Source organism: Shigella sp. FC1967 (genome assembly GCF_001743005.1).
Lineage (GTDB): Bacteria > Pseudomonadota > Gammaproteobacteria > Enterobacterales > Enterobacteriaceae > Proteus.
Genome location: NZ_MIIZ01001109.1, coordinates 1 through 14456, shown reverse-complemented (window position 1 = coordinate 14456; position 14456 = coordinate 1). Strand labels below are relative to the sequence as shown.

Sequence of the window (14456 nt, the reverse complement as noted above, 5' to 3'; positions counted from 1 at the left end):
ACTTTAAAATGAGACTGTTTGAGATTATCGGAAAATGACAATGAAACTAAAATATATCGCTTTATGCTTTCCTTTATTACTAACGGCTTGTGGTGAAAAAACAGAGCCTATCGGTTGTTCTTCAGAATTAACACAATCTTCTCTTATAGATGCTTTGAAAAAAACAACACTAGAGGAAATTTCTCGCCAAACAAGTAATTACTCCGATGTCACAAATCAATTAAAACGAGCAACATTAGAAGAAATTAGCTTTAGTGTGTCTGAAATAATGACCAAGGCGAATGATCCTAATAGTACGATGAAATCATGTTCCGCAATGGTGTCAATGACTATACCGGCAAATAATTATGAAATATTACATGATTATTATCGCACGGAATTCAACAGTAACCTTGATAAAACCCTTGAAACCTTATCATTAGAGCAAAATGCAAATACTTTCTCTGCGAGAATAGATTATAGCGTTCAACCAACCGATGATAATAAAACAGTATTTGTCAATCTTGCTACAAGAAATAGTATTTCTAATGGCGCAGCTTTTGTTTCCACGTTATCTATAATTAAGCCAATTAAAGAACAACAAAGAATATTGCAACAACAGCAAGAAAAGGAATTACAAAAGAAACAAGATGAACTTCGTCAACAGCAAGAATTGAATCGACAACAACAATTATTAGATCAACAAGCAGAACAAGAATCACTACGTCAACAGGCGTTAGAACAACAAGAAGTTCGTCGTCAAAGACAAGCTTTGCAAGAAGCACCAGAACTTTCACTTTCTCAAGCAAAACAAGATTTTCTTACCGCAGATGCTAAATTAAATAATAAATGGCAAAGTTTAAGTAGTGAACAGAGAAAAGCGTTATTATTAGGTCAACGCCAGTGGATAAAAAATAAAGATCTTATTTGTGGAAAAGTAACATCTGAAGGCAGTGATGAAAAATTAGCAAAAATATATAGTTGTCATGCTGAGGCAATAAAAAGCAGGATCCCTGAGTTAAAATAAAGTTATAAAAATTAGCATCTGTCATTAATGGTAGGTGCTAATTAAATTTGTCCGTTTTTTTTATTTTTATGTTATTTTTTATTATTTAAACAAGGAGAATATATGAAACGGATATTAGTTGCAGGAGCAACTGGTTATTTAGGACGATTTCTTGTGCAAGAACTAAAAACACAAGGTTATTGGGTACGTGTTTTAGTTAGAAATCACCAGCAAGCAACACAGTTTACGAATATGGATGATGTTTTTATTGGTGCAATAACACATCCTGACCAAATAAAAGAGATTACTAAAGATATTGATTGTGTTATTTCCACAGTAGGGATCACTCGGCAAAAAGAGGGATTAACTTATATGGATGTTGACTATCAAGCGAACGTAAACCTTCTCGAAGAGGCTATAAAATCACAAGTTAAACAGTTTATTTATATCTCCGCCATAGATGGAGATAAATACCGTCAATTAAAAATCTTTGAAGCTAAAGAGCGTTTTGTTGATAAATTAAAACAATCTAATTTATCGTATTGTGTTATTCGACCTAATGGCTACTTCAGCGATATGGGCGATTTTTTACAAATGGCTTCGGCGGGAAAAGTCTATTTATTTGGTTCGGGCGAACAAAAAATTAATCCTATTTCAGGTAAAGATCTTGCCCAGTTTGTGATTAAAATGATAGGGCATAATGTGAAAGAAATTTCTGTGGGCGGACCTGATATTGTGTCATTAAATCAAATTGCTGAGCTTGCAGGTATTGCATTAAATAAAAAAGTAAAAATTATCCATCTCCCAGACTCATTAAGAAAAAATGACTATTTTTATATTGCGCCATTTTACTTCTCAAAAATTTTTATGGGCCTTTTGAGTTTTTCTTAACATTTTATGGGAAATAGCCATATTGGTGAGATTTATGGCGATGAGCATTTATCAGATTACTATCTTGACTTAGCGAATAAGTTAAATTCAAAAAATAAGCACCCATAAAATAGGGTGCTGAGTACAGCGTGGTTACATTGCTGCAATAATTTTAATTTCGACTTTATATTCAGGGTGCATTAATTGTGCTTGCACAGTACAACGTACAGGTGCGCTACCCTTAGCAACCCATGCATCCCACGCTTTATTCATACCTTCAAAATCAGCTTTATCAGCTAAAAAAATTGTCGCATCAAGAATTTTAGTTTTATCAGAACCTACACGTTGTAACAAAACGTCAATTGCCGCTAATGTGTCTGCTGTTTGTTCAATAATATCGCCTGATAAATTTTCTGGCACTGCTGTGTAATAAATCGTATCGTTATAAATAACGGCTTCAGACCAGCGATCTTCAGGGTCGATACGTTTAATTGTCATTACGAGTTCTCCTTTGTATTAACAGCATAGGTGGTACTTTTGGTTATCCACTGGCATAATTTACGTCTTATTTTATAAAAAGAGTATGCCTGTGTCAGACGATTTTGCAGAAAACGGGATTTTAACCCGAACTATTCCAGGATTTCATCCCCGTGAAGCTCAACGACAAATGGCGAAATCAATAACGGAAACTATTGATAAGCAAGGTGTACTTATCGCTGAAGCAGGGACAGGTACAGGGAAAACGTATGCCTATCTCGTGCCCGCATTGCGCTCGGGTAAGAAAACGATTATTTCAACAGGCTCTAAAGCCTTGCAAGATCAATTATATAGTCGAGATTTACCCACGATCATTGAAGCAATTAATTATGATGGTAATACCGCATTATTAAAAGGGCGTTCAAACTATCTTTGCTTAGAACGACTTGATCAGCAAATGCTCAGTGGGGGTGATCTTGACGCTGAAGTTTTGTCTGATGTTATGTATGTACGCCAATGGTCAACACAAACAGAAGATGGTGATGTTAGCCGTTGCCATAGTGTTGCGGAGGATAGCCGAGTTTGGCCTTTAGTCACAAGCACTAACGATAACTGTTTAGGGAGTGATTGCCCTCGCTATAAAGAGTGTTATGTTTTAAGCGCTCGTAAAAAAGCAATGGATGCAGATATTGTAGTGGTTAATCATCATTTATTTATGGCGGATACTGTCGTTAAAGATACCGGTTTTGGTGAGCTAATTCCGGAAGCTGAAATTATGATTTTTGATGAAGCCCATCAAATTCCAGATATCGCTAGCCACTATTTTGGTCAGCAACTTACCAGTAGGCAGCTTTTTGATCTCGCCAGAGATATGACGGTGGCTTATCGCACTGAAGTTCGTGATCAAGTTCAGTTGCAAAAAAGTGCGGATAGATTAACGCAAATGGTGATGGATTTTCGCCTAGCGTTAGGTGAGACAGGCTATCGAGGAAACTTACGTGAGCTATTGCAAGGTGGTGAAACAAAACGTTTTCTTACGTTATTGGATGATGCCTTAGAACTGAGCTACGACGTAATGAAACTCTCATTAGGACGAAGCCAACTACTCGATAGTGCTTTTGAACGCGCCACCGTTTATCGCAATCGCTTAAAACGTCTGATTGATACCACAATCCCGGGTTATAGCTACTGGTTTGAAAGTTATGGTCGCCATTTCTTATTAGCGATTACGCCACTCTCTGTTGCGGATAAATTTCGCGAATTAATCAAATCGCATAAAAGCAGTTGGGTATTTACCTCAGCAACACTTTCTGTGAATGAGCAGATGTCTTATTACACAGATAGATTGGGCTTAGAAAAGGCGACAACACTGATTTTAAACAGTCCGTTTGATTATCAACATCAAACATTACTCTGTGTCCCGCGTTATTTACCACCATTAAATCAGTCTTATACGGCGAAACGTTTAGCTGCTATGCTAACGCCCGTTATTTTAAAGAACCAAGGTCGCTGTTTTTTCCTTTGTACTTCACATGCCATGATGCGTGGACTTGCCGAAGAATTTAAAGCCAGTTTGCCATTACCTGTATTGATGCAAGGCGAAATGAGTAAGACACAATTACTGCAAAAATTTGTCTCATCAGGTAATGCGCTTTTAGTTGCAACACAAAGTTTTTGGGAAGGCGTTGATGTGCGCGGCGATACACTGTCTTGTGTGATTATTGATAAATTACCTTTTACCGCACCTGATGATCCTTTATTAAGAGCCCGTATTGAAGATTGTGAATTGCGGGGCGGAGATGCTTTTAAGGATGTTCAAATTCCTGATGCTGTTATTAGTTTAAAACAAGGTGTTGGGCGATTAATTCGTGATGTACACGATTATGGTGCAATTATAGTTTGTGATGATAGGTTGGTTTCTCGTGCTTATGGCGAGGTTTTTCTAAGTAGTTTGCCACCCTCACCACGAACGCGTTCACTCGAAAAGACAATGAAATTTTTGAGCCAACGCGCACAGCATAATGAAACACAAGAAATATCGGATTCATAATAGCGATCGCACAGAATGTGTGTTTATTCTGTTGAACACTATTATGATATTATTCTTCCTCTTTTAATTATCGAATTTGCCGGAGTTATGGCGTGTCACTGCGAATTTTAGCAATTGATACTGCAACAGAATCTTGTTCAGTTGCAGTTTGGAATGAAGGCGTTGTTGCTTCACGTTTTGAAATCTCACCTCGTGAACATACACAAAAGATTTTACCGATGGTGAAAAGCGCCTTAGAAGAAGCAAATATCACATTACAATCATTAGATGCACTTGCTTTTGGACGAGGTCCTGGAAGTTTTACGGGTGTTCGTATTGGTGTAGGTGTTGCACAAGGTATCGCGTTAGGTGCAGAGTTACCTATGATTGGTATTTCATCACTTGCCACAATGGCTGAAGGTGTCTTTCGAACAACGGGTATCAGACAAGTTCTTGTCGCAATAGATGCGCGTATGGGGGAAATTTATTGCGCTCAATATCAGCGTAATGATGCAGGTGTTTGGATGGGGGAAGACTCTGAAGCCGTAATGAAACCTGAGCAATTTATTGAAGCATTACAATCAACGACGGGGACATGGGGAATTGCCGGTACGGGCTGGCAAGCTTATCCTGATTTAAGAGGAAAGCTACCTTTCTCGGTTATTGAAACTGAAATTACACTTCCTGCTGCGCAAGATATGTTACCTCTTGCTGTAACCGCTTGGCATGAAGGTAAAGCAACGAAAGTTGAAGATGCTGAGCCTGTTTATTTGCGTAATGAAGTGACGTGGAAAAAACTGCCTGGGCGTGAATAGATTTATGAGTATCTATTAGACGTCGAAGAATGAAACTAAGCTATAATATTATTATAGAGTAACGTTAATATTGACTTGCAATGAGGTGGTTTATGAACAGACAATTAAACTACCGTTTGGTAAGCAAAGCGCTATTTCTATCTGGTGCTTTGTTTCTAGCGGGATGCGTCTCTATACCTGAAGCTATCAAAGGAACATCAGCAACACCTGTTACGAATTTAAATAGCGTTTTTGTTGCACCTGAGCTTTATGTTGGTCAAGAAGGGCGTTTTGGTGGACGTGTGATCGATGTTAAGAATCTCCCATCATCAACACAGCTAGAAATTGCTGTTATGCCTCTTTCTCAATACGATGCCGCCCCTGAATTACAACAACCTTCTATTGGGCGTCTCTATGCTAATGTTATGCATTTCTTAGATCCTGCTGATTACAAAAACCAGTATGTCACTGTTGTTGGTACGATCAAAGGTGTTGAAACAGGCAAAGTGGGTGAAGCCCGTTATCCATTCTTACGTATTGATGTGACAGGTATGAAACGTTGGACACTGACACAGCAAGTCATTATGCCAGCACCTGTTATGACATGGGGATATTATGGAGATGGTCCATGGGGTTATTACCCTGGATATGGTGGCTATGGTGGATATCCATATGGAGCTGGTCAAATCGTACCCATTTTGGAATAAAAAATGGGTGTTTAACCATATGACGATATAATATTTCATCTCCATTTGTGTGAAACGGTGTATAATCAATATCTATAATATATTAGGTAACTATCTAATAGAGTTATTAAAGTTGAATAAAAATAAAGGAGAGGGCGGTTTTGACCGCCTTCTTTTTGTTAATCTAAAAATAAAATATTTAGTGACACACTTCGCATCTTCACAACAGAAAATTGTTTGTGCTGGTAGGATGAGTTAATACTTTGTTAAAAATAAAACATAATATTAACCCAAGAAGTGCGATTAATCAGGAGTACTACTTTGGAAAAAGTCTGGCTTAAACGTTATCCGGCAGATGTCCCGGCTGAAATTGACCCGGATCGTTTTGCATCTCTTGCTGAGATGCTTGAAAACGCTGTCGCAAATTACGCAGATCAACCCGCCTTTATCAATATGGGCGAGGTCATGACTTATCGCAAACTTGAAGAGCGTAGCCGTGCTTTTGCAGCATACTTGCAAAATGGCTTAGGATTAAAAAAAAGGTGATCGTGTTGCCTTAATGATGCCTAATTTACTGCAATATCCCATCGCGCTTTTCGGTATTCTTCGTGCAGGCATGGTCGTCGTAAACGTAAACCCACTTTACACACCTAGAGAACTTGAACATCAGTTAAATGATAGTGGTGCAAGTGCTATTGTCATCGTCTCAAACTTTGCCCATACGCTCGAAAAAATCGTATTTAATACCAGTATTAAACACGTTATTTTAACCCGGATGGGTGATCAGCTATCTCGTCCTAAAGCAACATTAGTTGATTTTGTGGTTAAATATATCAAACGATTAGTGCCTAAATATAATTTGCCTGATGCAATTTCATTTCGTAGAGCAATGCATTTTGGCTATCGTATGCAATATATTAAACCTGAAATTACAGGGGAAGATTTAGCCTTTTTACAATACACAGGCGGAACAACGGGAATTGCGAAAGGGGCTATGTTAACGCATCGCAATATGTTGGCAAATCTTGAGCAAGCAAAAGCGGCTTATGTACCGGCACTCAATGTAGGTAAAGAGCTGGTGGTTACCGCGTTACCGTTGTATCACGTTTTTGCTTTAACCGTAAACTGTCTGCTCTTTATTGAAATTGGTGGTAAAAATTTACTTATTACCAATCCTCGTGATGTGAAAGGGACAATTAAAGAACTAGGACGTTACCCTGTCACGGCAATTACTGGCGTAAATACTTTATTTAATGCTTGGTTGCACAATCCAGAATTTCGTCAACTTGATTTTTCCAAACTAAACCTTTCTGTTGGCGGTGGCATGCCAGTACAAAGTAGTGTTGCTAAAGAGTGGGAAGAATTAACGGGCAAGCATTTGTTAGAAGGTTATGGTTTGACGGAATGCTCTCCTTTAGTCACTGGTAACCCTTATAATCTGAAAAAATACAGTGGCAGTATTGGATTACCTGTACCTTCAACAGATGTTAAGTTTATCGATGATGAAGGCAACGAGGTTGATCGCACGGTAGGCGGTGAAATGTGGGTGCGAGGCCCTCAGGTCATGAAAGGCTATTGGAATCGCCCTGATGCAACGGATGAAGTTTTACACGATGGTTGGGTTGCAACCGGTGATATTGCCACAATGGATGACGAAGGCTTTATTCGTATCATTGATCGCAAAAAAGATATGATCCTAGTTTCAGGCTTTAATGTATACCCTAATGAAGTCGAAGAGGTTGTTGCAACACACCCTAAAGTTTTAGAATCTGCGGCGATTGGCGTACCAAGTAAAAACTCAGGTGAAACAGTTAAAGTATTCATTGTGAAAAAAGATCCATCATTAACAGAAGATGAGATAAAAACACATTGTCGTCGTTACCTAACAGGTTACAAAGTACCTAAAATTATTGAGTTTCGTGATGAATTACCAAAATCAAATGTTGGTAAAATTTTACGCAGAGAGTTAAGAAATGAAGAAAAAGAGTTGAAAACCTCAACAGAATCTTGATACAACACTCAATAACCTTTTTCAATTTCGCCGGTTTATACCGGCGTTTTTGTGATTACATAAAAAGTCACTAGACATAAAAACAAGAGAAACCTGTTTTGAATTATCATTTGATTACGACAGACACTGAACTAGATACCGCCTGTAAAGCTGCTTCAGAGGCTTTACACATTGCTTTAGATACAGAGTTTGTCCGCATACGTACCTATTATCCGCATCTTGGTTTGATCCAGATGTATGACGGTAAACAGATCTCTCTTATTGATCCGTTAACAATTAAGGATTGGACTCCTTTTGTTGAGCTATTAACAAACCCAAGCATGATGAAATTTCTCCATGCGGGAAGTGAAGATCTCGAAGTTTTTTCTCACCAGTTTGGCTGTGTTCCAACACCCATGATTGACACTCAGGTGGTTGCTGCATTCTTAGGCCATCCGATTTCTTGTGGTTTTGCGACATTAGTTGAGAAATATGAAAATATTGCGCTAGATAAAAGTGAATCCCGAACAGATTGGTTAGCGCGTCCTTTAACTGAAAAACAGTGTCAGTATGCCAGCGGTGATGTTTTCTATTTGCTACCTTTAGCTGAAAAATTAATTAAAGAAGCTGAAGAAGCTGGCTATATGGATGCCATTGTAGATGAATGCCAAATGATTGCAGAGCGTCGACAAGAAACGGTTATACCAGAGCTTGCTTATCGTGATATTAGCAACGCATGGCAATTAAAAGGTCAACAGCTAGCATGCTTACAAATGCTTGCAAAGTGGCGTTTAGAACAAGCTAAATCTCGTGATATGGCATTAAACTTTGTTGTGAGAGAAGAGCATTTATGGTCTGTTGCTCGTTATCTTCCTTCCTCATTAGCCGAACTTGATGCCTTGTCACTTTCAGGTCAAGAGATCCGTTGCCATGGTCGCCGTTTATTAGATTTTGTTGTTAAAGCGAAAGAAATTAAAGATGAAGATTGTCCAGAGCCTATCGGTAATTTAATTGAACAACCAAACTACAAAAAAAGCATTTAAAGCGATTAAAGCGGTTATTCAAGATATTAGTGAAGATAAGCGCTACAACCCTGAGCTATTAGCGTCGAGAAGACAGATTAACCAATTATTGAGCATTCATTGGAAAATAAAAGAGGGGCAGCCTGAATTGATTTCACGCTGGCGTAAAGCATTATTAGAAGAGAAAGTGACAGAAATCCTGGCGCAATATCCATAATTTGTTAATTGTTTATTTTCCAATCACTAATGCCTAAATAAGATGGCATTTTTAGTTAATAAAAAAACAAATTGATGTATGACGAATAGGAGTCTCTTTTGAGGCTCTTATTTTTTGCACACAAAAAACACCTAGGAAAGGTGAGATAATATATAGGTTAAATAAATTATGAGTAAATATAGATGTTATTGTGAAATAACCTGTCTCCTTTGACTTATCACCAATGATTAAAATAGCAACGAGATATAGCGCTATTTGGGCATTCAGGTGTTTTCAATATATATATAATTAAACACAGAGCCAATCAAATTAATTATAGTTTATGGCTGGCTCTGTGAATAATGACTTAGATAAAGCGTAAAATATGATTTACTTTGTTGGTTCTTCACTCTCAGGTAAAGTCACATTTAGCTCTAGTACAGAAATATCATCGCCTTTTTGTTCAAATTGAACAGAAAGCATATCAGGGTCTATCTGCACATATTTACAGATGACACCTAATAAATCTCTTTTCATATCAGGTAAATAAGCTGGCTCGCTATCACCACGGCGACGCTCTGCTACGATAATTTGTAGACGCTCCTTGGCAATATTAGCTGTCGACTTTTTACGCGACAGGAAAAAATCTAGTAAAGCCATCTTTTACCCCCCAAAAAGGCGTTTCAGAAAGCCTTTTTTCTCTTCTTCAATAAAACGGAATGGATGTTCTTCACCTAACAAACGATTTACTGTATCTGAATAGGCCTTACCTGCATCAGATTCGCCATCTAAAATAACAGGTTCACCTTGGTTAGATGAACGTAAAACAGATTGATCTTCTGGAATAACACCCAATAGTGGAATGCATAGAATTTCAAGAACATCTTCCATACTTAACATGTCGCCACGGTTAACGCGGCCAGGATTATAACGGGTTAAGAGTAGATGTTCTTTAATGGGATCTTCACCACGTTCAGCACGACGTGATTTAGAGGCAAGAATGCCTAAAATACGGTCGGAGTCACGTACAGATGATACTTCAGGATTTGTTGTGATAATGGCTTCATCTGCGAAGTAAAGGGCCATTAATGCACCACTTTCAATGCCCGCAGGAGAATCACAAATAATAAAATCAAAACCCATTTCATCGAGTTCATCTAATACTTGTTCGACACCATCACGAGTGAGAGCGTCTTTATCTCTTGTTTGTGAAGCAGGGAGAATAAACAGGTTCTCTGTACGTTTATCTTTAATCAATGCTTGATTTAAAGATGCATCGCCCTGAATAACATTAACAAAATCATAGACGACCCTACGTTCACAACCCATGATAAGGTCTAAATTACGTAACCCAATATCAAAGTCGATAACAACCGTCTTATGACCTTTTTGAGCGAGGCCGGTAGAAATGGCCGCGCTGGAAGTTGTTTTACCAACCCCACCTTTACCTGACGTAACAACAATAATGCGTGCCATGGAGTGATTCCTTGTCGATGCTCTAAATTAAGTTCTCGATTGTTAATTCATTCTCTTGCAGACTGAGTTGTACTGACTTACCAACAAAGTCTGTAGGAATTTGGTCGCTTAGCCAATATTGGCCAGCAATAGAAACAAGTTCAGCAGACAGATGCGTACAAAAAATATGACTATCTTGATCACCCGATGCGCCCGCAAGTACACGTCCACGCAACACACCATAGACATGAACATTACCATCAGCAATTAATTCAGCGCCTGCACTCACGTTACTAATAACGACTAAATCGCTATTTTGAGCATAAATGCGCTGACCTGAACGAACAGGTGTGTGGATAATTTTTGTTTTTTGACGGACAACTGCCAGTGCTTCATTCGTTTTATCGTTATTTGCCTGAGTGCTTGGTTTAGCTATTTTACCTTCATTTAAGATAGGTAACTGTGCGGCAATTATCGCTTCTTTCTGTTGAGCGTTTGAACTACCACTAATTCCCACGACTCGTAAACCAGCATCTTCTACAATTCGCCTCAGTTTTTTAAAATCAATATTTTCATCTGCTAAAGCAGAAACATTGATAACCACAGGTGCGTTTTTCAGAAATTGAGGCGCTTGTGCAATTTTTTCTGAAATAGCCTGACGAATCACTTTCGGTGAACCATCATTTAAATGGAGCACTGAAAGGGTAAAATTACTGCCTTTTAACTCAATGGGCGTGTTTGACATCTATCTGACTCAGTAAATTTTTTTATAATCTGGCACAAAAAACCAGAGACGATATTACGAAAGTATATAAGCATGTTATATTTACTAAAATATTCAGGCAAGTCGCTTATTTTAATAATTAGAGTTTAATGAAAATGATTTGTGCAATTTACCGCAGTACCAAACGTGATCAAACTTATTTATACATCGAAAAAAAGGATGATTTCTCTCGAATTCCGGACGAATTATTACAAAGTTTTGGCGAACCACAGTTTTCAATGTTGCTTAATCTCGCGGATAGACAGCGTTTAGCGCATGCTGACATTGAAAAAGTCAAAAAAGCATTAGTTGAGCAGGGTTTTTACTTACAAGTACCACCACCTGTCGAAAGCATGTTAAATGCTTATTTAGATGAATTAAAAAAATCAGAAAAAACTGAATAAATCATCGAGATAAAAGGAGCATAAATGTTCAAATATTCATTCATCGCTGTGATTGTTTCCGGTTTTATGTTATCTGCGTGTACTAATAGCCAACAAAAGTTGGCTGAAAGACAAAATACTGCACCAGAAATAACGGCAGTTGAAGCGCAAAAAACAACACCTCGATGGAAACAAGTGAATGTTGCATCGTTAGAACAAGCGTTTCCTAAAGAAACTCGTACTTCTGAACAATTTCCTGCTTATGTTGATGCGTTAAAATTGAAAGCTGCTCAATTGGGATATAAACCAGAAACAATAGATTTTGCTTTTTCAGAAGCACATTTTATTGAACGAGTGATTAAATCAGATCGAAATCAACCAGAAAAGAAAATCACACTCGATGTTTATTTACCCCGCATTGTGACTAATGGTCGTTTAACCCAAGGCGCTAAGCTTTACCAAGAGAATCAAGATACCCTAGAAAAAATTAGCGAAAAATATGGTGTACCTGCAAACTATATTGTTGCGTTATGGGGGCTAGAGAGTGGCTTTGGTAAGGTGCAAGGCAAAGAAGATGTTGTTTCCGCACTTGCAACGCTCGCGTTTGAAGGCCGTAGAGAGGAACTCTTTGCTCGTCAATTGATGGCAGCATTAGAGATTATTGAAGAAGGTCACCTTCCTCAAGGACAGCGTCTCAAAGGCTCTTGGGCGGGCGCTATGGGGCAAACTCAGTTTATGCCATCTTCTTTCCTAACTTATGCCGCAGATGGCAATGGTGACGGAAAAATTGATATTTGGAATACGCAAGAAGATGCATTTGCTTCAGCGGCTAATTATTTAGCGACTGAAGGTTGGAAAAGTGGACTTCCTTGGGGCGAACAGGTTACTTTATCAGTAGATTTTAACCAACAGCTTGAAGGCATTAAGGCTGAACAGAAAAAAACGGTCGCTCAATGGAAAGCATTGGGGGTTCAATTACCTGTAAATAGCCAATTGAATGATGCAATGCTGGTATGGCTCATTATTCCTGATGATGATTTACACAGAAGTTATTTAGTGACACAGAACTTCCGTACGATTATGCATTGGAACAGCTCTTACTTTTTTGCCCTAAGCATTGTCACAATGGCTGATGGCGTTGCTAATAAAATAAATTCACTGCCTAATGCGAGCTAATCGCGTTTTTACAGTGAAATAAAACACAGCAATTTACCTAAAAGGAACACATTATGTATCAACATCGTGATTGGGAAGGTGCGTTACTTGATTTTCCTGTCAATAAAGTGATTTGCGTTGGCAGCAACTATGCCAATCACATTAAAGAGATGGGATCGGTTCGCTCAGAAGAGCCTGTGATTTTTATCAAACCAGAAACTGCTATGTGTGATATTCGCCAACCTATTGCTATTCCAAAAGAAATGGGAGCGGTTCATCACGAAATCGAACTAGCAGTACTTATTGGTCAGCCACTTAAGCAAGCAAATGAAGATAGAGTGGATCGTGCTATTGCGGGTTTCGGTATTGGTCTTGATCTCACATTACGTGACTTACAAGGTAAATTGAAAAAAGCAGGGCAACCATGGGAAAAAAGTAAAGCATTTGATGGCTCTGCACCCTTATCCGGTTTTATCCCTGTCAATTCATTTGGCGACCCACAGAATGCGGATTTAATGTTACGAGTGAATGACGAGATTCGTCAGCAGGGTAACAGTCGTGATATGCTAACCCCTGTTTTACCCCTTATCAGCTATATGTCTCGCTTTTTTACCCTACGTCCTGGTGATGTGATTTTAACGGGGACACCAGAAGGTGTTGGTCCTCTAGAATCAGGCGATATGTTGGTATTAAGTGTTAATGAACATCAGCTGACAACACGGGTTATTTAATTCGTATCAGATGAGTAATAAGGTAATAACGTAGAGATGACACAGGCTTTTTGGCAGACTAAAACATTAGATGAAATGAGTGATGATGAGTGGGAGTCACTCTGTGACGGGTGTGGACAGTGTTGTTTACACAAGTTAATGGATGATGATACTGACGAGATATACTTTACTAATGTCGCTTGTAATCAGCTAAATATTAAAACCTGCCAATGCAGTAATTACGAAGATCGTTTCCGTTATGAGCCAGATTGTATCAAGCTTACACGGTATAATTTACCCACATTTGAGTGGCTACCCATGACATGCGCGTATCGTCTGTTAGCAGAAGGTAAGGCGTTACAAAGTTGGCATCCACTGATTGCGGGTAATAAAGCAAGAATGCACCAAGCTAATATTTCTGTAAGACATATTGCGGTGCCAGAAACCGAAGTCGAAGATTGGGAAGATCATATTCTTAATCGCCCCAAAGGGCGTGGTTAGTTTCTTATTTTCATTTAAAAGCGCCTTTATAGGCGTTTTTTGTTTAAGGAAGGTAAGTAATGACAATAGATATTGCTGGGCTGATTGCTCAATTAGGAAAAAAGTATCAAGATGTTTACGATAAAAATTTAATTCCTTATAAGTCCAAACCTAAAAATGGAAGTTTGGCGATGAAAAAAGAATTTCTTCACTTACACTTTGAGCCGTATGGCGTTGGTCTAAGCAAAATCACACTGACGCTATTTGATAAAAAAACAAAGCAATTTCATTTCCCTCATGCACTTCCTTTCGGGTTACAGCCATTAATGACACAAGAGTGGTTACATGCGCATTATGGAAAACCGATCCGTTTTGCTAAAAAGAATATTGTTATGTCACTTCATTTAGGTGAAGCAGAAGTCTTTGAATTACCGAATAATAATCAGGTTGTTTTTATCGTC

14 protein-coding genes and 2 pseudogenes are annotated in these 14456 nt (G+C 38.4%); 12 read left to right on the top strand and 4 right to left on the bottom strand.

All coding sequences use genetic code 11. The annotated features are described in order from the left end of the window. Positions 1–40 precede the first annotated feature (40 nt). Positions 41–1006: a lysozyme inhibitor LprI family protein gene (locus BHE89_RS18970; RefSeq protein ID WP_069369088.1), complete on the top strand. Its 966-nt coding sequence runs from the start codon at positions 41–43 to the stop codon at positions 1004–1006. A gap of 102 nt (positions 1007–1108) precedes the next feature. Then, entirely contained in the window at positions 1109–1876 is a 768-nt protein-coding gene (locus BHE89_RS18965) for an SDR family oxidoreductase (protein WP_128860726.1), read from the top strand. 132 nt (positions 1877–2008) lie between these two features. Here BHE89_RS18965 and BHE89_RS18960 read toward each other — a convergent pair whose 3' ends face one another. Further along, entirely contained in the window at positions 2009–2353 is a 345-nt protein-coding gene (locus BHE89_RS18960) for a RidA family protein (protein WP_069369090.1), read from the bottom strand. 85 nt (positions 2354–2438) lie between these two features. Between BHE89_RS18960 and BHE89_RS18955 the strand changes: the two genes are divergently transcribed. The 5 genes and pseudogenes from BHE89_RS18955 to rnd all read left to right on the top strand — a co-directional run bounded on the left by BHE89_RS18955 (position 2439) and on the right by rnd (position 9070). Further along, a complete protein-coding gene (locus tag BHE89_RS18955) occupies positions 2439–4382 on the top strand; it encodes an ATP-dependent DNA helicase (protein ID WP_077885135.1) in 1944 nt (647 codons plus the stop codon). 92 nt (positions 4383–4474) lie between these two features. Then, positions 4475–5176, top strand: a complete 702-nt coding sequence (tsaB, locus tag BHE89_RS18950; protein ID WP_069369092.1) for a tRNA (adenosine(37)-N6)-threonylcarbamoyltransferase complex dimerization subunit type 1 TsaB — start codon at positions 4475–4477, stop codon at positions 5174–5176. A gap of 92 nt (positions 5177–5268) precedes the next feature. After that, on the top strand, positions 5269–5862 hold the full coding sequence (locus BHE89_RS18945) for a Slp family lipoprotein (RefSeq protein ID WP_069369093.1): 594 nt from the start codon (positions 5269–5271) through the stop codon (positions 5860–5862). Between the two features lie 300 nt (positions 5863–6162). Then, positions 6163–7852, top strand: a pseudogene (gene fadD, locus BHE89_RS18940) (long-chain-fatty-acid--CoA ligase FadD). A gap of 98 nt (positions 7853–7950) precedes the next feature. Continuing rightward, positions 7951–9070, top strand: a pseudogene (gene rnd / locus BHE89_RS18935) (ribonuclease D). A 369-nt stretch (positions 9071–9439) separates the two neighbouring features. On the opposite strand, the gene minE reads toward rnd, so the two are convergent. Genes minE through minC form a run of 3 tightly spaced genes read right to left on the bottom strand, consistent with a single transcriptional unit; the run spans position 9440 to position 11249 of the window. Then, on the bottom strand, positions 9440–9709 hold the full coding sequence (gene minE, locus BHE89_RS18930; protein ID WP_006536628.1) for a cell division topological specificity factor MinE: 270 nt from the start codon (positions 9707–9709) through the stop codon (positions 9440–9442). A 3-nt stretch (positions 9710–9712) separates the two neighbouring features. Next, positions 9713–10525, bottom strand: a complete 813-nt coding sequence (minD, locus tag BHE89_RS18925; protein WP_023582090.1) for a septum site-determining protein MinD — start codon at positions 10523–10525, stop codon at positions 9713–9715. A gap of 22 nt (positions 10526–10547) precedes the next feature. Beyond that, positions 10548–11249, bottom strand: a complete 702-nt coding sequence (gene minC / locus BHE89_RS18920) for a septum site-determining protein MinC (protein WP_069369096.1) — start codon at positions 11247–11249, stop codon at positions 10548–10550. A 134-nt stretch (positions 11250–11383) separates the two neighbouring features. On the opposite strand from minC, the gene BHE89_RS18915 reads away from it, so the two are divergent. From BHE89_RS18915 to BHE89_RS18895, 5 genes are all read left to right on the top strand, one after another. Next, a complete protein-coding gene (locus tag BHE89_RS18915; protein ID WP_069369136.1) occupies positions 11384–11671 on the top strand; it encodes a YcgL domain-containing protein in 288 nt (95 codons plus the stop codon). Positions 11672–11695: 24 nt separating this feature from the next. Continuing rightward, positions 11696–12826: a lytic murein transglycosylase gene (locus BHE89_RS18910; protein ID WP_069369097.1), complete on the top strand. Its 1131-nt coding sequence runs from the start codon at positions 11696–11698 to the stop codon at positions 12824–12826. 53 nt (positions 12827–12879) lie between these two features. Beyond that, on the top strand, positions 12880–13536 hold the full coding sequence (locus tag BHE89_RS18905) for a fumarylacetoacetate hydrolase family protein (protein ID WP_069369098.1): 657 nt from the start codon (positions 12880–12882) through the stop codon (positions 13534–13536). A 36-nt stretch (positions 13537–13572) separates the two neighbouring features. Continuing rightward, a complete protein-coding gene (locus tag BHE89_RS18900) occupies positions 13573–14016 on the top strand; it encodes a YcgN family cysteine cluster protein (protein ID WP_069369099.1) in 444 nt (147 codons plus the stop codon). 59 nt (positions 14017–14075) lie between these two features. After that, positions 14076–14456, top strand: a 381-nt coding sequence (locus BHE89_RS18895) for a DUF6392 family protein (protein WP_128860725.1), incomplete at its 3' end; no start/stop codon positions are given.